We start from the raw sequence: 18472 nt of genomic DNA, 5'->3' as shown, positions 1-18472 counted from the left end.
TATGATAAATAAAATCATGACGACTCGATTTTTATCGGGGATCTCTTTTTACAGTTTTCTACCTTTTTTTTCTTTATATCTGATTAATGAAAAAAATCTCGAAGAGAATGATGTCGCCATTATCATTCTTATATTCCTTTTTATTAGCCGTTCATTTTCTCTTTTCACTCACTTTATTATTGATTTCATTAATTATAAAAGAACACTTTTCTTAAGTTATTTAATTTCTTCATCATTTATTATTTCTATCTATTTCACCTCAAGCTTTTATATCCTTCTGTTATCCTCAGCCTTTATTGGTGCGGGCTTTTCTATTGCCAATGTGGGTACAAGTTTATTTATTGCAGAAAATAGTCATCATTCACAAAGAGCCAAGAATTTTTCAATATTGAATGTCATTGTTAATATTTCGTCAGCTGTAGGAGGTGCAGCAGGGGAATGGTTTTATCATGGTTCATATTCGAGCGTTATTTTTCTTCCTTCAGCCATTATGTGTGTCGCTGCGCTGTACTCATTAACCTTAACGGATAAAAAGCATACCTCGCCAATGCAAGGTCAGCCAACGGAAGCCACCACCCGCTTTTTAGCATGGGGACTTTTTCTCTGTTATAGCTCGATTCCCTTCTTTATGTTGGGATTAGTCTTTCGCAATTTAGCTTACTTATTTGAGCTACATTACCAAGGTGCTCGAAGCTATATCAGTGTTGCTTATTTGTTCGCTTTGAATGCATCTATAATCATTCTTCTGCAAATTAAAGTAACTCAATTCATTGATAAACAGGAAAAATCACACCAGACTATCATCTACAAATGTAGCCTTATTTTGATTGCTATCTTGCTGTTATTTTTAAACTTCAATGCATTAGTCTCGCTCTATTTATTAATCATCCTATTTACCTTTAGCGAGTTGATTTGGAGCCCTTACAACAATAGCCTTGCAATAGAGAAGTGCCCATTTACCCGCAAGAAACTCTCACTGTCTATTTGCCTATTTTTCTGGGGATTAGCTGAGTCCCTTGGTGCCTATGTTGGCATTATTGCAAACGATGTCCAAATGCATACTTATATCCCTATTATCCTATTTTTATTACTTATTTCTTTATTCACTGCTGAATACTCTATCCATTTAAGGCGCTCAGATGAAAACCATCCTATTTCTCGAATGTAATATCTCTGGTACAGGTGTCAAAGCCATTAAGCTGGCTAAAAAAAACGGTTATCACACCGTTTTATTAACCAAAGAACGCAATTATTATGCTCAATTAGCTGACAACCCAACGCTCTATGTTAATGAAATTGTAGAGGTTAATACCGATTCCATTGCAGCTATACTCAGTCATGCTCTCGAGTATAACCCGCAAGGTATCGTGGCTTTTGATGATTATAGGCTCGTCAACGCTGCCGCGGTATCCCATGCCCTCGGTTTACCCTCTCCGAGTTTAATTGCCCTGACGATGTGTCGCTACAAGCACCAAACCAGACAACATTTGCACCAACAGAATGCCAATTGTCGTTACAAAGTTTGCAATATCCATGACAAATTTGACCTTAACAATATGCCATTCCCTGTTGTCATAAAACCCTGTGATGACAGTGGGAGTAGCCAAGTTACTGTGTGTTACTCTGAGGAAGAAGCTCGTGCTGCCGTCCATGCATTAACCGAGTTTAGAGTTAACCAACGCGGATATCTGCTCTCCCCATATTATCTTGTCGAAGAATTTATTGGCGGGGAGGAATACAGCGCTGAAGCTTATTGGGACATGCAATGCGATGAATGGAAAATACTGGGCATCACAAAAAAATACACGACATCTGGGCAATATGCCGTAGAAATCGGTCATGATTTTCCAGATGAATCCCTTGATATCGATGACGTCACGAAAACTATCATTGAGTGGCTCACTGAGGTAGGGTTATCCCACACGGTCGCACATGTTGAATTTAAACTTAATCAGGGTGAAATAAAGCTTATTGAGATTAATCCAAGAGTTGCCGGTGGGATGATCGACACTCTTTGCTATCAATCAACAGAGTTTGATTTAATTGAATGCTATCTTGCGTTACATGTAAAAGGTATGACCTATGCGCCCACATTAACGCTCAACAAACAGTATGCGTCTATTCGATTTTTAACCTCCGAAAAACAAGGAACTATCCTTGATTTCCATGCAAACTCCCACTTAGATCTACCGTTATTGTTTAATTTTGTTCCTACTCCAGTGCATGTCAACACACTAAAAGATAGCTATAGCCGGCTTGGTTATGTGATTACAACAGCACCTACACAACACTTAGCCGCAGAAAAGGCAGAAAATTGGCTCAAGAATATATCCATGAGCTATCAATAAAAAACCCAGTACAAACCTGTGTTTGTACTGGGCTAAATGGATTACCGTTACTTGATAGTTTGCCTCTATTAGGCGGCAACAACCTTGGCGTCGGTGAATGCACTTCCATCGCAGGTTAGCTGGAACTTGCTCACCGATTCTTGTAACTCTTCGGTTTGATGCTCTAACGAACTTGCAGCGGTTGCCACTTGTTCCACCAAAGACGCATTTTGTTGTGTCACACTATCCATTTGAGTAATCGCGACACCCACTTGTTCTATCCCCTTACTCTGCTCTTCAGATGCCGTGGTAATCTGCTTCATAATCGCAGTCACGTCATTGATCCCTTGCAGAATATTACTCATCGTTGAACCCATTTCATGAACCAAATGCGTTCCTTTTTCCACACACGAAGTCGATTCAGCAATGAGCTTTTCAATTTCCATCGCAGCATCAGCACTGTGACTTGCCAGCTTACGTACTTCAGCGGCAACCACCATAAACCCTCGTCCATGCACACCCGCTCTCGCGGCCTCAATAGAGGCATTCAATGCCAAAATATTTGTCTGGAAGCTAATGTCATTCATCATACTGATAATGTCAGAAATTTTCTTGGCGCTCTGAGAAATTTCATCCATTGTGCTCACGACGGATTCAACAATTGCATCCCCTTGATTTGCGACTACAAACGCTTCTGCAGCTAGCTGGTTTGCTTGGTGAGTATTTTCCACATTCAATTGCACTGCTGCGGTAATTTGCTCCATACTCGCTGCGGTCTCCTCCAACGCTGCTGCTTGCTCTTCTGTACGAGAAGAAAGGTCGCTATTGCCGTTAGATATTTCTGTCGCACCGCGATAAATACTTTCGCTACCATTGCGGATCGTCAACACCGCATCACGTAAGCTGTTCTGCATCTCTTCTAATAATGGGAAAAGTTTACCGACACAGTTACGACCAAATGGCTCGATTGGCTGGCTTAAATCCCCCTTCGCAATCTTATCGAAATATTGGCGGATCAGCTCCAGCGGTCGTTGCATCATCTTAGCCAAATAGCGGTCAGTGAAGATCAAAATGAGCAAACCAAAAATGGTCGCGATGATAATCACTACTCGCGTCATATTCATATGCTCATCAACCGCTTCCCGCGTGTGTTCAATCATCACATCCGCAGTTTGGTTAAACTGTGTGATAGCCGCGCCGAATGTACGGCTCAACGCAGGTGTGACATTATGGGCATGAGCCAAATAAGCCGCTTTATCATTCCCCATGGAAATAGCTAATTGTGGTTTCACGCCTTCATCGAGCAGCGCTTGCCAGCTATTTATCACTTGGTCGGAAATGGCTTTATCCATCGGGCCTGGGGAAATTGACTTCATCTCCTCAAGATAACGCTCCATATTCACGAGCGCGTCTTTGACTAAAGCGTAATCCCCTTCTTTGCCCTCATTTTTGGTTTCCATCACGCGGGTTAAGCGAGTAACAAAACGAAAATATTGGTCATTGCCCTGACTCAGTACCGTCATCTGTTTCACCAGTTGTCGATCAACATGGATACCGTCAGAAATGCGCGATAAGGACCAACCGCTATACAGGCTTATGCCCCCAAGGTTTAGGCATAAAATGCCAAGTAGTACGAGCATCACAGCACGTATTGAATAATTTCGAAGTTTCTGCATGGAATTTCTCTTTTGATAAAATAAAATGATCTTTGTTTAATTTATCGGCGGTAAAAGAGAAAAATTTAATTATTTTCAATTGCTTTCTGACTTTCAGATATCAAAAAAAGCGCAAAATAATCCGATTAAAAATTAGCTTAATGATTGATTTCAGAGACATAATGCCTGTTTTTTATCCACGGACGTTCTATTTTCATACAATTACCCTATATTCCAGTTTGTGACTAACCTCCCAAAGTATTGCTCTGTTTCTGTAAGCAAACTCCATCATCAGGTTCTGTAAATATAAGCAAAAATCTGTTTTATCTCTTGAGCTTCCCCCTACGGGAAGCTTTATGGTTCAGAGGTTCCATAAGAACTCGAATAAAAGAAATACAAACCTGCTTAAATTTCGCACCCTTATTTTTTATTTAAATAACAATATCTTATTTTTGGAGTAATACTGACATGAAAAAATTGTTATTCACTGCACTATTGGCAGCGTCATTTTCCTCTGTTGCAGCAAGCCAAGTTGTTGACCTGTACAAAGAAGAAAGTTGCGGTTGCTGTCATCTTTGGGGCGAAGCAGTAAAAGCAGCAGGTTATGACGTGAAAATTCACGATGTCACCTATCAAGAGATCGATAAAATCAATCAAGAAGCCAATTTACCTAACTCATTACGCAGCTGCCATACCGCCAAAATTAATGGCAAATTGGTTGTTGGTCACGTTCCTCTCGATAGCTTAGCGAAAATCAATACACTACCTGATGATGTTGCAGGTATTGCTGTCGGAGGTATGCCAGCAGGCAGTTTAGGAATGGAACAGCCAAGTGGATTTAGTCAGCCTTATTCTGTGGTCAGTTTTAAAAAAGATGGCAGTCAATCCATACTTAAGCGTTATTAATTCCACGAATTCATAAAGCCGATAAGCCAATAAGCCAAAAAAAAGGTACAGCAAACCCTCGCTGTACCTTTGGCAGTGATTACTACATCTTAATTTGAAAAATTAACGGTATATCGGTAATACATTAAACTGCGCTAACAACTGACAAATAATACCAACAACACCAAAGGCTATAACTGCATAGATTAGCCCTTTGCCTCCCCACACTTTAAAGGTCGAGTTAGGGAAACGCTCTCTCACTTTTAATGCCATGACTGCCGGGCAAATAATAGCCCAGATACACGCCGCCATCCCCGCATAAGCAATCGCAATTAAAAAACCATTTGGGAATAACATGCATAAAACTAGAGGAGGTATAAAACATAACAGTGCCGCTTTCATTCTGCCTGAAGAGTTATCATTAAAGTTTAATGACGCCAGAATGTAGTCGAATAAACCAATTGCTACCCCTAAGAATGAACAAAATACAGCGCTAATCGAGAACCATAATAAGAACGTTGCAATATGTGGGCTACTTAATACCGCATACAGTGATTCAATAAATGCGTCGAGGTTTCCGCCTTTATTAATTATGGTGAGGAATTCTGTTCGAGGTAAATTTCCCATGGTACCTAATATCCAAAGGAAATAGAGTATTAAAGCCAGTACACAACCAATCACACAGCTTTTAACCACTTTACGTTCATTTTCATGATACAGCTTATACAAGCTACAAACGTTACCGTGATAACCAAACGAAGTGATGGCATAAGGAATAATAATAAAGACAAATGGCAGTAAAGATAACTGACTATCACCCACTGGAGACGTTAATAATAAGTCAGTTTTGACAATTAAGAATAACCCTGAGAAAGCAAGAATAAATAAAACAATTTTAATAAATAAAAATAATGATGTTAATCGACTTGCCGCAATACCACTCCACCAAATACTTGCACCTAACAGTAAAGTGAAGATAACAAATATCACTCTTAAGTTAACATCAAATCCATATATTGCCGACGCTTCTTTGATAACAGATCCGGCCGCAGAAATATAAGCATATATCAATATATATAAAACAAATATTAATGCTGCATTGGCAATATAACAGGCCCATTTTGGTAATAATTCTTTTGAAATATAAAAATAGTTAGTGCCGGCTCCATATTTGGATATACATTCTAAAATATAGATCCCTGAGTGAAACATAAAGAAACAAACAATCAGTAATATTACTATCGAGTTAATAAACCAAGCTCCAGCCATAATGGTTGGCAAGCTAAACATACCTGCCCCGATCATGGCTCCGCCTAGCACAAAACCCCCTACCATTATGGAGGGTTCTTTCTTGGCTGCCGAATTGTTCATGTTGGTCACCTTAAAAATAAGGGATAAGGTTCCCGCATTGCACGGGAACCCGCAGATCTGACTATTACAGAACTACCTATTATTTAATGGGTTTCAATCTTGCAGTGAAGTGTCTTAATACTGGTGGCTCATATTCGAAATCTAAACCTTTCAGCGTTGCGAATTTATCTTTCAAGCCAATCAGAGCATCTGCAATGTAATCCATATGGTCGTTGGTATAAACACGTCTTGCGATAGTTAAACGCATGAATTCCATATCAGCATGTTTTTGTTTGCCCGTTTCAGGATCACGACCTAATAGGAATGAACCAATTTCAACAGCACGAACACCTGACTCTAAATACAGCGCGTTAATCACAGCTTGCGCAGGGAATTGGTCACCTGGGATCTGTGGAACCAGTTTTTTACAGTCCACGAATACCGCGTGTCCACCGGTAGGATACTGAATTGGAATACCGCCTTCACGTAAGCGGTCCCCCAGATATTTCACCTGACCGATACGATAATGCAGGTAATCTTCCCCAGCCCCTTCTTCTAAGCCTTGTACCATTGCCGCCATATCACGACCCGCTAAACCACCGTAGGTCACGAAGCCTTCCATTGGTACGCAGCGCTGTCTTGCCAACGTAAAGATTTTCTCGTCATTCTTAATACAGACCAGACCACCAATGTTTAACAGTGGGTCTTTTTTCGCTGACATAGTGAGCGCATCAGCGTATTTATACATATCCAGAATGATTTCTTTAATTGTGGAATTTTTATATTTTGGATCACGCTCTTTGATGAAATATGCGTTTTCACAGAAACGTGCAGAGTCCATTACCACAAAGATATTATGCTGTTTCGCGATTTCATAAACTTCCTTCAAGTTATCCATCGCGACTGGCTGACCACCCGCACTGTTACAGGTGATGGTAGAAACAATCGCTACCACGTTTTCAGCACCATGTTTTGCAATATTATCTTTTAATTTTTGAATATCGAAATTACCTTTCCAATCATCATAAGTTTCTGAGTCATAGGCTTTTTCGGTAACAATGTTAATCGCTTTACAACCATTTAATTCAACGTGAGCAGCGGTAGTATCAAAGTGGAAGTTAGAAATAAATACCGGCTTTTTCGCGCCGCCTTGTTCTTGTTTCACTTTCAGTAAAACAGGGAATAACATATTTTCAGCACCACGACCTTGGTGAGCAGGAATAACATAGTCGTAGTCAAACATCTCTTTAACTTTATCTTTTAAATCATAATAGTTACGAGAACCCGCGTACGCTTCATCACCCGTGATCATCGCGGCCCATTGGTGGTCGCTCATTGCGTTAGTACCGGAGTCCGTTAACAGGTCAATATACACCGCGCTACTTGGTAACAAGAATGGGTTATAACCCGCCTCTTTTAATGCTGCTTCGCGTTCTTCTCTTGATGGAATACGGATGTTTTCTACCATTTTAATACGGAACGGTTCTACGATTCTTTTAGCCATGATAATACCTTTAATTTTTCATTAAATAATAAAAACAGAAATTCGAACTTATAAAAATAAGCGAATAGATCTTGAGAGAGAGAAAAAAGAAAGGTTATTTGTGCGGAAAGAAAAAGGCTAAAGAAATATCAATATTGAACCATTTCTTCAAATAGAAGAAGCGCCTCGACATTAACAACTCACTTAAAAGAAACATACTATGGCTCCCATTAGCAAGGAATTAGTACAACCTTGAGTATGGTATATAACAATTCTTAGATAAATATAATATCAATTGTCTATTATTTGTACCTGCATCACAAAAAGCTTTAAATACTACTCCGCACTATGATTAGGGTCACAATATTATTTATTTTAATCACTATTAAATAAACGTTAATAAATTGAGGTCATTTTATAATTAAATAATAGATAGTAATTTAAAACTTAATTTTTTAACGTTAAAAAGCTATTTAAAGTCAAATTTATTTTAATTAAGTAAAGCCTTATACAAAGGCTTTACTTTTGAATATTAATCTAACAATTACTCTGCATCTTTGCCATATTTTGGCGATCTCGGTCCATAGAGAATGCCATTTGGTTTACCTGCGGAGAGGAGTCTGGCACTTGTTATACCCGCAATACCATAACTCTTATCTGTTATAGTATCTGCGATTTGATTAACAACCGCGGAAACCAAAATACCGACAATACCGTTGGATGATGAGTTATTTTCAGTACTAGAAGCGGTTGCTGAGCCACTCCAGAGTAACGTTCCAGTGCGGGCATCAACAAGCTTAGCACTTGCTGTCACGCGAGTGTCACTCGCAATAACCTGATAACTTGTTCCATACTCGGTAATGCTCAAATATAAGATAGCATCATTACCGAATATTTCGCGTAATTTGGCGGCAGGAACGGCTTGAATATCTCCCGCATTCATCAAACCATTTTGTTTGAATGTTTCCTCAACCACCGCCACAGGGAATACATAGTAACCAGCTTCAGCTAATGGCAACATCGTTTGAGATAAAAGCCCGTGACTTGCTTGCACTTCTGTTGTGCTATTTTGAGGCAATAACACAAGAATACTTTTTGGCTTACTTTGTTTAAAAGCACTGTAATCTGTTTTAGTTGGTTGAGCACAACCAGATAACAGCCATACCATAACCAAGCTGCTAATGATCATTAAACGTTTCATTTTATTTTCCCTTTCTTCTTCATTAGAAAATCCATGTAAACAGCAGATTCTGGATATAACGCTTTCTCCGTTTTAAATTCAGCCATCGCTAAATCCACTGCGCCTGTCGTTGCATATAACAACCCTAAATGAGCATGCAATCCAGGTGCAACTGTCAAACCTTTAGCTTTACTTGTTTCAATATTTTTCTTCAGGGTATCAATTTGTTCTTGAGGACTGGTTTCTGTTTGTTGGTAATGTTGATATACCGTTTTCTGATAACCATCCCAGTTATATAATGGCTTAGGCTCATTTGCACAACCATTAAGAAAAATGGCGCCCGCTACAATAAATAATAATTTAACTTTCATCATATTCCCTTACTTTTTTATTATTTTGCAGGCTGCCAAGCACCACTTTCAATGCCGGAAACTAAGTTATTAACAGCTTCTCTAATCGCTAAATCCAAAACTTTGCCATTTAACGTTGAGTCATAACTTGCCGTTCCACCAAAACCTATTACTTCTCTATTTGATAATTCATATTCCCCAGCACCTTGTGAGGAAAATACCACTTCGGAAGTTTGAACATTTACAACATTTAAATTAACTTTGGCATAAGCAACTTGTGTTTTGCCTCTACCTAAAATACCAAATAACTGACGATCACCGACTTCTTTACGTCCAAATTCAGTGACATCACCAGTAATAACATAAGTCGCCCCTTTCAACTGCTGAGTCTGACCTTTAATACCGGCTTCTTCTTTTAATTCCTGCATGTTGGTACGATCTAAAACATTAAATCGACCCGTTTGTTGTAAATGTGTTGTCAAAATAGTTTTTGATTGATTACCTAAACGATCAACACCATCAGAAAAAATTCCATTCATATAACTCGAACGATTATCAAACTTCCCTATTGATATTGGGCTTTTAGGTCCTGAGTAATTCGTATTATACGTAGCAACTTTTTCAACGGCTAATGAGCGAGATGATTCACTAGCACAACCACTTATTAATGCACTTGCAACTAAAAAGGCTGCGATACCAATTCTTGATTTATTCATTTAGCACTCTCAATTAAATTTTTATTTGTATTAATTATTGCGCTTATATTCTGCATCAAGAGTCTTTCTTATTCCAGCACAAATAGCTAAATCAATTTCACCCATAAAATATAGTTAATCCAATAAAGATAACCCGTATAATTTAAAAACAAAAATGTCATTTACCTTACAGATAACAAGATTGATCCTTATTCAATCAAACAATGTATAATTAAGTATGATATTAGTTAACCCCACAATGAAATATATATTTGTTTAGTTAATATAAACTAATATAAAAATCCATAAAGAGAGACTTTATGGATTTTATATTTAGAAAGCTTAATTAGCGATCATTTTCCAAACAGTTTTTGCGTGTACTCTTTGGATACTGCGCTTCGTTTACCATCCGCCTCAAAGTAACGGTCAACATGGCATTTTTGCTCGTTAATATCGCAGAAAATTCCATTGGCAAACGTCATGGCCGTTTTATCAAAATCGCCACCTTGCTCAATTGCTTTCGCGCGTTTATCACCTAAATATTTTTTCGTTAGTGCCACTGAAACGCCCTCTTTGGCGCTAACGCACACATATTTATCGCATAACACATTCTTTTCTGGGGATTTTAACGCTGAAGTCGATTTTGCTGACGCCAACATTGGCAATGCTGCGATCGCAAGCCCTACAAGACACATCGCTTTTAAGTTCATATAACGCCTTTTTTGAGTAATAACACAGCTGCAATATCCCATTAGAGTTGTATTTTGTGGATAAATTCCCACTCGCCATCACTATTTCATGTTTACTGCTAACTCTATCCACTTAGTGCATGATTTTAACTTTTCATTAACACTTTCAATTGTTATTTATTGCAGAAAAGATGAGTGTATAAGCGACAATTTAAATAATAAAAATACCTGCAACTCTACATTCAACCCAATTAAGCACCCCATAAGAGAGTGATGTATGACAACAGAGACAGTCGCGATTAAATCTTTTGGCACCACAAAAACCACCTCGAAAGTGTTATTTATCTGCTGGATGAGCATTCTATTTGAAGGCTATGATGTTGGCGTGATGGGCGCTGTTCTTCCCACTCTTGCAGAATATAAACAGTGGAACCTCACCCCTTTAGAACTTGGCGCTCTTAGCAGCTACGCTTTAGTCGGCATGTTTTTTGGGGCATTTATTATCGGTACGCTGAGTGAACTCTACGGGCGCCGCCGTATGCTTTTAGCCTGCGTCACGCTCTTTTCATTGACGATGCTTGCCGCTGCCCTAGCCCCAACACCTTGGATGTTTGGGTTGATGCGTTTTATTGGTGGTATTGGACTTGGAGGTGTTATTCCCGTCGCAGCCGCGTTAACCATCGAATATTCTCCTGCTGAAAAACGTTCTTTTAACTACGGCATTATGTATTCCGGTTACTCATTGGGGATCCTCAGCGCCGCACTGGTCGCCATGTGGTTACTAGAACAATTTGGATGGCGCAGTGTGATTGGCTTTGGTGCATTACCGCTTTTGTTAATTTGGCCGATGGCACGCATCTTGCCTGAATCCCTTGAATTTCTGACGCACAAAGGACGCCACACCGAAGCACAATCTCTGGCACAGAAATTAGACGTTGAATATCAAGCACCACCCGCACAGCAAAAACAGCAACCTCAACGTTTGAAAGAGATAGTCTCCGTGGTTTTTGCGTGGACACATTTGCGCGCAACCGCATGTTTCTGGATAGCGTTATTCTGCGGCATGTTGCTGGTGTATGGCTTAAATACGTGGCTGCCGTCGATTATGCGCAAAGAAGGCTATAACTTGGGCTCCAGCCTAACCTTCCTTGTGGTGTTTAGCTTAGCATCCGCATTAGGGGGCTTATTCTTAGGAAAAATTGCAGATAAACGCGGCGTTCGCGGCTCGGTTGCCTTTTTCTTCTTGCTCGGCGCAATAGGCATTGGCTGCATGGTTTTCAAACAAAATATCTATATTAACTATTTACTTGTAGCGTTTGCTGGGGTCGGCAGCATTTCCGCAGCGCTGATTTTGACGGGCTACATCGCCAATTACTACCCATCAAAAGCCCGTGCTTCAGCGACCGGCTGGGCATTAAGCTTCTCACGAATTGGCGCCATGACAGGCCCCATGTTTGGGGCGTATATCGCCAGTTTGGGGATAGCGACCAGCTGGAACTTTATCGCTTTCTCGGTCGTGGCGGTGATAGCGGCAACTGCCGTGATTTTACTACCACGAAAACGCCCATAGATAGCGGGTTAGCCAGTAAATTGGCAAATAGGGGCATATCGCCCCTATTTGATTTTGGAATTAATATCTTTATTTTGAAACTAATACGCAAGACGGTAATGCACCGTCTCGCCTGCGGCTAACTCTGGTGAATCACTGTAATTACTTGATAATTCAATAAACCCACGTAATTCAGGAATATATAATTTTTGATACCACTCTAACTCTGAGCGGCGATGCAATTGATTGCTGGCAAAATCGAGGAGCAAACATTTCCGTCCGCTTCTCGCGGACTCCATCACCAACAAGCCATCGCCCCAGATAACCATATCTTGCAGATGGTTATAACCCGCTTCCTTGATCAGCTTAAAATTCCCGTCTTGATACTGATAAAGGGAAAATAATCGGCGAGAAGGCTCTTGAGCCGCTAAATAAATATCCCCTTTCTGATTTTGAACCGCCTCATTAATACGAATAGGCAACCATCGATGGCTCACCACGTTTTTCTGCGCAATGTTCACCACCACTTCAAGAGAGCCCATTTCGTTACCGTAGCTGTACCATACAATCACATTGCCATCATGAACCGCATAAGAAAATGTTGAATTATCTGCGATTTCTTCAGGATAAAAACGCTTCACAAGCTCACGTGGATCCAGCAAATATTGCCATGTAAGCCCTTTATCCGCGCTGGTGAAGATCTTTTGGCTGTCGATCAGGACATAGGGCTCCCCCTGACCACTTTGGTACATTTTTCCGGTAATTGCCGCATAAATGTATTCACCATACCCGTCCTTCCAGGGCGTTAGAGGTGTAATCGAATTGTCCGCTAAATTCACAGTGCGATACCCATCGCGCACCATTAAAAGGCACTGAGACTCTTCACACACCGCGTTATAAAAACTGTCGCTAAATTGTGTAATAAAACGCACGCCATCTTTATTGGCAAATAACACCTGATAGCTGTCTTCCTGTGCAGGCGAAAACAAATCTGAACGATGGTAATAGTAAGATGAGCGACCATTTTTCTGCGCAATAATCAGCGTGCCGTCTTTCGCAGGGTAAGTTTTGGCGTAATCATAATCCGCAATATAAGCATTGCTATCTTGGCTATTCTCTTTCCACTGCCATGGCGTATCATCCCCACCAAATACCAGTATCAATGTTGAGCCTAAACACACCAAGAAAACGGCACCCGTCACCAGAAAGCGCCAACTTAGAAATGGATTCATTAGCGTACCTCCATAACATAAGTATCTTTACCTTGTTGGCGTCGTAATGCGCTCAAGACAGCTTGGGTTTGGTAATAGCCATTACCCCGTTTCGAAAATCGATAATAAGCCGCCATACCAAGGGCAATTAAGAAACAGATACCCAATGTTATCGAGCTAGCAAAACCAATAAATATCAGGTCATTATCGAGCAAATACAGCCAATCCCAATAATCCCAGTGATTTCCCCTGTCAACAATATCGCTAATTGCTGTCGCGCCAAAAATCGCCAAGAATAATGCCAAAATAATGCCCGTGATCCCCCATAACGCCAGATACAACCCGCGTTCTTGCGCCATACCTCGAGCAGACAACGTGTAAGCTAAATTATCTTGGTGGTTATACAGACCAAATACGACGCTATCAGGAAACCCATCTTCGACTTTGGAGTGATAGACTTCGACCTCATCCCCTTGAGCGAGAAAAAAGCTGTGGTTATTAAAGAAGGGTTTTGAGCCATCTAACTTGAGGTTTAAATGGCTTTTATTCACTTGAAGCTCTATTTCATTGCGGATGTATGTTCCCCCACGATAATAATATTCAATCGTCTTGATACTCTTAATATTCACTTTGCCTTTTGTCACCTGTAACGCGGTTTCAGGGATAGGCTTTTGCTTTCGAGAATTTATTTTGAGTGGTTTGGATTTCGGGTTTTTAATTCCTTCAATCTGAATCAGATTTTCGCCAGAAATTACCTGAAACTTGCCCGCTATCACTAAATCTAATGCGCGTAAGATGGTTTTTCGTTTTCGGCTAAAAATAGTGAAGGTTTGTGAAATGCACATAGACAGCAAAACTACCCCCACAAAAGCCGCCATGCCTAATAATGACCCTAACACAATTAACCATGTGCTATCTTCATCATTAAACACGCAAAAAAATGCGGGGATAAAGAGTGCAGCAAGCCCAAAAGATAGCAGGTACTGCTTTACTAACCCTTTGTCAAATTTAAGGTTTCTATCGGGTTCCAAACGGCCATGTTCTGGGTGATACACCCAATTGAGCCAATAGCTCCCATCATTCAGTTGTTCAGCAGAAATAATCAACCTGTCGTCTTTATTCAATCGTTCCAAAAATATTTGGCTGTTTTCAAAATCTTCAGCATTGAAAAAAAACACGTTATCCGAAGTGATTAGTCTCACCATGCCCTCTGGTGAAACCTGTTTATAATCGCACTGAATTAGCTTAGCGTGAAAATATTGAACACCCATCAATGATGCCTATTTGTTATAGTTAATTTAACATTATGATAATAAATAAAGGTATATTGCCCTAGTTAAACTTGCCCTATACTAGAACAATTCAGATAATTACAGGCTCAAGGGCATAATCAGCTAAAAGCTGATAAATGCCTGTTTTACTCTTAAAATGCAACCAGACTCTAGTAAAGGAAATAATTACTGCTAGACTGACGCAAATGAGTTATTTTGAATCCATTACATCCCAAAATACCGTTATTTTATCCCTACCGTTAACAACAAATTTGAATAAATACGATGACATCAAAACCGGCCTACAAACAAATTCAATCTTACATTCTGCGGAGTATTGATTTAGGGATTTTCAAACCCGAAACTCAGATCCCCACTGAACTTGAGTTATGTGCCCAATTTAATGTTAGCCGTATGACGGTGAATAAAGCGATTTCTGAACTCAGCCAGAAAGGCATCTTAAATCGGATTGCAGGAAAAGGGACTTTTGTTGCCACTCAAAAACATGAGCTTCCCGTCACGAAAGCCTTTGATATTTTTGATGAAATTTCAGTTAGTGGGAATAAATATGCCGGCCACCAGCTACAGCTAAAAATCATCCCTGCTACCGCAGAAATTGCCCTACAACTTGGCGTCACAGAAGGTAGTGATATTGGCTACTGCAAATTACTGCATTTTGAAAATGACATTCCACTGATGCTAGAAGAACGCTATGTGAATCATAATATTGCCCCTGAATTTGTTCAGCAGCATTTTGGCAATAGTGAAACTCCAAGCGGCTATTTACAACGCCATTTTCCGGTCAGTGAGATGGAACACACCATAGAGGCAATTTTGGCTACTAAGCCTATCGCTCAAGCCTTATCCATCAAAGAACATGCCCCTTGTTTGCAGCTAAGCCGCCGTACATGGACAGGCAGCACGTTGATCAGCTACGTCAATATGATCAGCGCAGGCTCCCGCTATAAATTGAAATTACATTCCCGCATTGAAAGTTAATCTTTGGTCATAAACATTCATCAAATAAAACACGCATAAAAAATGGGGCACTCTGGCCCCAAAACGACTGATAAACAACGAAAATACCGTTCGATAATCTCCACATCACAGACATTACGTCAGGTATCAACACATCAACATCACAACAAATCATTTTCTCACAACAAAGATAACTACATGCCTTGATAAATAGGTCCTTCTCCCCCTTGCGGTGCTGTCCACGTAATATTTTGCAGAGGGTCTTTAATATCACACGCTTTGCAATGCAGGCAGTTCTGCGCATTTATTTGCAGTTTTTCCTGCATCTGATCACTCACTATTTCGTATACACCCGCAGGGCAATATCGTGTTTCCGGTGAAGCATAAGTGGATAAATTCACGCGAATAGGAATTTCATTATCTTTTAAACGTAAGTGGCAAGGCTGCTCTTCTGCATGGTTCGTATTTGATAAAAACACCGACGAAGGTTTATCAAATGACAACTTGCCATCCGGTTTTGGGTAATGGATCGGCTGAAATTCACTGGCAGGTCTAAGCCCTTGATGGTCATCCAGTTTGAGTTTAAGCGTCCAAGGGCTACGACCCTTTAATAACCATTGCTCTGCACCGAACATCAACGACCCCATCACTAACCCTTTTTTCATATATGGCTTGAAATTGCGGGTCTGATAAAGTTCGTCATACAACCAGCTTTTTTCGAATTTCTGCTGAAACTGGCGGGTAAATTCCGCATAATCGACGCCATTTTCGGCGAACGATTCAAATAAAGCCTCTGCCGCTAATACGCCGCTTTTCACCGCGCAGTGGCTGCCTTTAATGCGTGCTGCATTCAAAAAGCCCGCATCATCACCAATTAATGCGCCGCCGGGGAAGCTTAACTCTGGCAATGCGGGTAAGCCCCCCGCCACCATGGTACGCGCCCCATAACTCACACGCTCGCCGCCTTGCAAAAAAGCACTGAAGGCAGGATGGGTTTTCAAACGCTGGAATTCATCAAATGGAGATAAATAGGGATTTTCATAATTTAGCCCCACTACCAGCCCCACTGCCACCAAGTTTTCTCCATAGTGGTAAGCGAATCCACCCCCATAGGTTTGGTTATCCAACGGCCAGCCGATTGAATGCACCACGAGCCCCGCTTGATGCTGCTCTTTAGGAATTTGCCAAATTTCTTTGAGACCCAGTCCATAAGTCTGTTTACCGCGGTTTGCCGCTAAATCAAAATGAGAAATTAACTGTTTACCTAGTTGCCCTCGGCACCCTTCAGCGAAAAAAGTCATTTTGGCTAATAGGTTCATACCAGCTTGATACATAGCCGTTGGGTTGCCCTGTTTGTCTAGCCCCATGTCGCCAGTGGTGACGCCAATAACCTGCCTCGCATCATCAAAAAGGATTTCGGTAGCCGCAAACCCCGGGAAAATATCGACACCGAGTTGCTCCGCTTCTACTGCAAGTGCTGCGCTGACTTGCCCAAGGCTACCAATCACATTACCGTGGTTTTTCAGGCTAGTAGGTAACAAAGATAATGGCAATTTGCTGGCTTTGTTCTCTTTGAGCCATAAAAAACGATCTTCACTGACGGCAGTGAGTGAGGCTGAAATGGTTTGCTGCCAGTCGGGTAATAACTCATTCAGTCCACGGGGATCGATGACCGCGCCCGATAAAATATGCGCCCCAACTTCGGCGCCTTTATCAATTAAGCAGACGCTAAGCTCCCGACCAGTTTGTAACGAGAGTTGTTTAATGCGAATTGCCGCCGATAATCCTGCGGGCCCACCACCGACAATCAGGACATCAAACTCCATGGATTCTCGCGTACAAGACGCCGAAACATTCGCACTATTGTCGATAGTCATTTTGCTCTCTCCTACGCCAGCGCTTTATCGAATTCAGGTAAGATCTCAAACAGATCCCCCACAATGCCGTAGTCTGCCACTTGGAAAATCGGCGCTTCCGGATCGCTGTTAATCGCCACGATCACTTTGCTCTCTTTCATGCCCGCGATATGTTGAATGGCGCCGGAGATCCCAACCGCAATATACAGATCTGGCGCGACGATCTTGCCCGTTTGTCCGACTTGATAATCATTTGGCACATACCCCGCATCCACTGCCGCACGGGAAGCCCCCACCGCAGCCCCTAATTTGTCGGCAATGGTTTCCAGCAACGCAAAATTCTCACCGGAACTTAAACCGCGCCCCCCTGAAATCACCACTTTGGCAGAGCTTAATTCTGCACGGCTCATCTGGGTTAATGACTGGCTAGTGAGCGCCGAAAGTTGGGTGAACTGCGCAACAGATACAGGTTCGATTCCTACAGGGGACTGGGTTGCAGTCGCTCCTGAAAATGCTGAGCTGCGTACGGTGATCACCACCTGATTGCCATTGTTTTGTACCGTTGCCAACGCATTTCCAGCATAAATTGGGCGGACAAACGTTTGTGCATCCACCACTTGGGTAATATCCGAAATCTGGGAAACACCCAGCGTGGCAGCGACACGAGGGGCAATGTTTTTACCAAATGTAGTCGCAGGAAAAATAATGTGGCTATAGCCCTGCGCCACGGCAACCACCGCGCTCGTCATGGATTCCGCCAGCGCATTTTTGAGCGGTTCGGCATCGATGGTGATTACCTTTTCGACGCCAAGAATGGAAGCCGCAGATTGTGCCACTGCAGCCACTTGGCTTCCCGCCACCAGCACATGTAGGCTTCCACCCTGTGCAATGATTTCGCGTGCCGCCGTTATGCTGTTATAGATTGAAGATTTAATGGTTTGGTTATCGTGCTCAACAACGACTAAAACGGATAATTGGCTCATGTTCAGGCTC

16 protein-coding genes are annotated in these 18472 nt (G+C 41.3%); 5 read left to right on the top strand and 11 right to left on the bottom strand.

The window, feature by feature from the left end:
• Position 1: 1 nt before the first annotated feature.
• A complete protein-coding gene (locus PR799_RS10610) occupies positions 2-1168 on the top strand; it encodes an MFS transporter (RefSeq protein WP_272522018.1) in 1167 nt (388 codons plus the stop codon).
• Positions 1140-2348, top strand: coding sequence for an ATP-grasp domain-containing protein (locus PR799_RS10605; protein ID WP_272522016.1), 1209 nt, complete (start codon positions 1140-1142; stop codon positions 2346-2348). The genes PR799_RS10610 and PR799_RS10605 overlap by 29 nt, the downstream gene beginning before the upstream one ends.
• Before the next feature lie 68 nt (positions 2349-2416).
• Here the strand turns inward: PR799_RS10605 and PR799_RS10600 are convergent, their stop codons facing one another.
• A complete protein-coding gene (locus tag PR799_RS10600; protein WP_272522014.1) occupies positions 2417-4003 on the bottom strand; it encodes a methyl-accepting chemotaxis protein in 1587 nt (528 codons plus the stop codon).
• A gap of 447 nt (positions 4004-4450) precedes the next feature.
• Between PR799_RS10600 and PR799_RS10595 the strand changes: the two genes are divergently transcribed.
• Positions 4451-4888: a DUF411 domain-containing protein gene (locus PR799_RS10595; protein ID WP_154627761.1), complete on the top strand. Its 438-nt coding sequence runs from the start codon at positions 4451-4453 to the stop codon at positions 4886-4888.
• A 102-nt stretch (positions 4889-4990) separates the two neighbouring features.
• Here the strand turns inward: PR799_RS10595 and PR799_RS10590 are convergent, their stop codons facing one another.
• The 6 genes from PR799_RS10590 to PR799_RS10565 form a co-directional block, all read right to left on the bottom strand.
• The gene (locus PR799_RS10590) at positions 4991-6238 is read right to left on the bottom strand and encodes an aromatic amino acid transporter (protein WP_154603474.1); all 1248 of its coding nucleotides are present in this window, start codon (positions 6236-6238) and stop codon (positions 4991-4993) included.
• Positions 6239-6317: 79 nt separating this feature from the next.
• The gene (locus PR799_RS10585; protein ID WP_036956054.1) at positions 6318-7721 is read right to left on the bottom strand and encodes a tryptophanase; all 1404 of its coding nucleotides are present in this window, start codon (positions 7719-7721) and stop codon (positions 6318-6320) included.
• Positions 7722-8244: 523 nt separating this feature from the next.
• A complete protein-coding gene (locus tag PR799_RS10580; RefSeq protein WP_272522011.1) occupies positions 8245-8901 on the bottom strand; it encodes a DUF799 domain-containing protein in 657 nt (218 codons plus the stop codon).
• A complete protein-coding gene (locus PR799_RS10575; RefSeq protein WP_442959918.1) occupies positions 8898-9251 on the bottom strand; it encodes a DUF4810 domain-containing protein in 354 nt (117 codons plus the stop codon). The genes PR799_RS10580 and PR799_RS10575 overlap by 4 nt, the downstream gene beginning before the upstream one ends.
• Positions 9252-9271: 20 nt before the next feature.
• Complete coding sequence (locus PR799_RS10570) at positions 9272-9946, bottom strand: CsgG/HfaB family protein (RefSeq protein WP_272522009.1); 675 nt, start codon at positions 9944-9946, stop codon at positions 9272-9274.
• 332 nt (positions 9947-10278) lie between these two features.
• The gene (locus PR799_RS10565) at positions 10279-10635 is read right to left on the bottom strand and encodes a YcgJ family protein (RefSeq protein WP_154627763.1); all 357 of its coding nucleotides are present in this window, start codon (positions 10633-10635) and stop codon (positions 10279-10281) included.
• Between the two features lie 256 nt (positions 10636-10891).
• On the opposite strand from PR799_RS10565, the gene PR799_RS10560 reads away from it, so the two are divergent.
• Positions 10892-12184 (top strand): MFS transporter, encoded by a 1293-nt coding sequence (locus PR799_RS10560; RefSeq protein WP_154627764.1) that lies wholly within the window; start codon positions 10892-10894, stop codon positions 12182-12184.
• Between the two features lie 80 nt (positions 12185-12264).
• Here the strand turns inward: PR799_RS10560 and PR799_RS10555 are convergent, their stop codons facing one another.
• Positions 12265-13395: a hypothetical protein gene (locus PR799_RS10555; RefSeq protein WP_272522008.1), complete on the bottom strand. Its 1131-nt coding sequence runs from the start codon at positions 13393-13395 to the stop codon at positions 12265-12267.
• On the bottom strand, positions 13395-14579 hold the full coding sequence (locus PR799_RS10550; RefSeq protein WP_272522007.1) for a hypothetical protein: 1185 nt from the start codon (positions 14577-14579) through the stop codon (positions 13395-13397). Before PR799_RS10550 ends, PR799_RS10555 begins: the two co-directional genes overlap by 1 nt.
• Before the next feature lie 351 nt (positions 14580-14930).
• Here PR799_RS10550 and PR799_RS10545 point away from each other — a divergent pair, with 351 nt between their 5' ends.
• A complete protein-coding gene (locus tag PR799_RS10545; RefSeq protein WP_154627767.1) occupies positions 14931-15644 on the top strand; it encodes a UTRA domain-containing protein in 714 nt (237 codons plus the stop codon).
• A gap of 173 nt (positions 15645-15817) precedes the next feature.
• On the opposite strand, the gene PR799_RS10540 is transcribed toward PR799_RS10545, so the two are convergent.
• Positions 15818-17500, bottom strand: coding sequence for an electron transfer flavoprotein-ubiquinone oxidoreductase (locus PR799_RS10540; protein WP_272522006.1), 1683 nt, complete (start codon positions 17498-17500; stop codon positions 15818-15820).
• An 11-nt stretch (positions 17501-17511) separates the two neighbouring features.
• The gene (locus tag PR799_RS10535) at positions 17512-18462 is read right to left on the bottom strand and encodes an electron transfer flavoprotein subunit alpha/FixB family protein (protein WP_272522005.1); all 951 of its coding nucleotides are present in this window, start codon (positions 18460-18462) and stop codon (positions 17512-17514) included.
• Between the last annotated feature and the right edge of the window lie 10 nt (positions 18463-18472).

It is taken from the genome of Providencia sp. PROV202 (assembly GCF_028479565.1).
Taxonomy (GTDB): domain Bacteria; phylum Pseudomonadota; class Gammaproteobacteria; order Enterobacterales; family Enterobacteriaceae; genus Providencia; species Providencia zhijiangensis.
This window is presented reverse-complemented; position numbering and strand designations above follow the sequence as displayed.

What these genes read in the sequence shown, in the direction of transcription:
- PR799_RS10610 (WP_272522018.1), top strand. Translation starts at nt 2, where the DNA reads ATGATAAATAAAATCATGACGACTCGATTTTTATCGGGGATCTCTTTT.
- PR799_RS10605 (WP_272522016.1), top strand. Translation starts at nt 1,140, where the DNA reads ATGAAAACCATCCTATTTCTCGAATGTAATATCTCTGGTACAGGTGTC.
- PR799_RS10600 (WP_272522014.1), bottom strand. Translation starts at nt 4,003, where the DNA reads ATGCAGAAACTTCGAAATTATTCAATACGTGCTGTGATGCTCGTACTA.
- PR799_RS10595 (WP_154627761.1), top strand. Translation starts at nt 4,451, where the DNA reads ATGAAAAAATTGTTATTCACTGCACTATTGGCAGCGTCATTTTCCTCT.
- PR799_RS10590 (WP_154603474.1), bottom strand. Translation starts at nt 6,238, where the DNA reads ATGAACAATTCGGCAGCCAAGAAAGAACCCTCCATAATGGTAGGGGGT.
- PR799_RS10585 (WP_036956054.1), bottom strand. Translation starts at nt 7,721, where the DNA reads ATGGCTAAAAGAATCGTAGAACCGTTCCGTATTAAAATGGTAGAAAAC.
- PR799_RS10580 (WP_272522011.1), bottom strand. Translation starts at nt 8,901, where the DNA reads ATGAAACGTTTAATGATCATTAGCAGCTTGGTTATGGTATGGCTGTTA.
- PR799_RS10575 (WP_442959918.1), bottom strand. Translation starts at nt 9,251, where the DNA reads ATGAAAGTTAAATTATTATTTATTGTAGCGGGCGCCATTTTTCTTAAT.
- PR799_RS10570 (WP_272522009.1), bottom strand. Translation starts at nt 9,946, where the DNA reads ATGAATAAATCAAGAATTGGTATCGCAGCCTTTTTAGTTGCAAGTGCA.
- PR799_RS10565 (WP_154627763.1), bottom strand. Translation starts at nt 10,635, where the DNA reads ATGAACTTAAAAGCGATGTGTCTTGTAGGGCTTGCGATCGCAGCATTG.
- PR799_RS10560 (WP_154627764.1), top strand. Translation starts at nt 10,892, where the DNA reads ATGACAACAGAGACAGTCGCGATTAAATCTTTTGGCACCACAAAAACC.
- PR799_RS10555 (WP_272522008.1), bottom strand. Translation starts at nt 13,395, where the DNA reads ATGAATCCATTTCTAAGTTGGCGCTTTCTGGTGACGGGTGCCGTTTTC.
- PR799_RS10550 (WP_272522007.1), bottom strand. Translation starts at nt 14,579, where the DNA reads ATGGTGAGACTAATCACTTCGGATAACGTGTTTTTTTTCAATGCTGAA.
- PR799_RS10545 (WP_154627767.1), top strand. Translation starts at nt 14,931, where the DNA reads ATGACATCAAAACCGGCCTACAAACAAATTCAATCTTACATTCTGCGG.
- PR799_RS10540 (WP_272522006.1), bottom strand. Translation starts at nt 17,500, where the DNA reads ATGACTATCGACAATAGTGCGAATGTTTCGGCGTCTTGTACGCGAGAA.
- PR799_RS10535 (WP_272522005.1), bottom strand. Translation starts at nt 18,462, where the DNA reads ATGAGCCAATTATCCGTTTTAGTCGTTGTTGAGCACGATAACCAAACC.